We start from the raw sequence: 421 nt of genomic DNA, 5'->3' as shown, positions 1-421 counted from the left end.
AGAACCGCCGCGCGGCGTTCCGTCGAGTGGGCCAACTCATCCCTCCGTCCCGCCCCTCTGAAAATGAGAGATCATCTCAAGGCGCCGGACAACTTCCCTGCCACAGGGGGGGCCCGGGAAGCCCATGGACAATGCCTTCATCGAGGCGTTCAATGCCGGGTTCCGCGCCGAATGTCTGAACGCCTCGTGGTTCCTGTCCTTGGCTGATGCGAAGCAGCGCATCGAGGAATGGAGGTGCCACTACAACGAGGAGCGGCCACATTCAGCCCTGGGCAACTTGACCCCGAGGGCGTTCGCCAACCAAGGTCAACTAGGCCCCGTTAGCGCCTGAGCCAATCTGCGGTGGCGGCGAGGCAGAGCACGCCGAGGAAGGATGCGGCGGTCTTTTCGTAGCGGGTAGCGACGGCTCGCCACTCTTTCA

General features: G+C 63.4%; 2 pseudogenes. One reads left to right on the top strand and one right to left on the bottom strand.

Going from position 1 to position 421, the window contains the following annotated elements:
- Positions 1-112: 112 nt before the first annotated feature.
- Positions 113-331, top strand: a pseudogene (locus tag E2C06_RS37020) (integrase core domain-containing protein); the annotation flags it as partial.
- Here E2C06_RS37020 and E2C06_RS37015 read toward each other — a convergent pair.
- Positions 321-421: pseudogene (locus E2C06_RS37015) on the bottom strand (IS5-like element ISMex42 family transposase); the annotation flags it as partial. The pseudogenes E2C06_RS37020 and E2C06_RS37015 overlap by 11 nt on opposite strands.

This window comes from Dankookia rubra, assembly GCF_004355005.1.
GTDB classification, from domain to species: domain Bacteria; phylum Pseudomonadota; class Alphaproteobacteria; order Acetobacterales; family Acetobacteraceae; genus Paracraurococcus; species Paracraurococcus ruber_A.
Note: the sequence above shows the minus strand (reverse complement) of the source record. Positions and strands in the feature narration are given on the sequence as shown.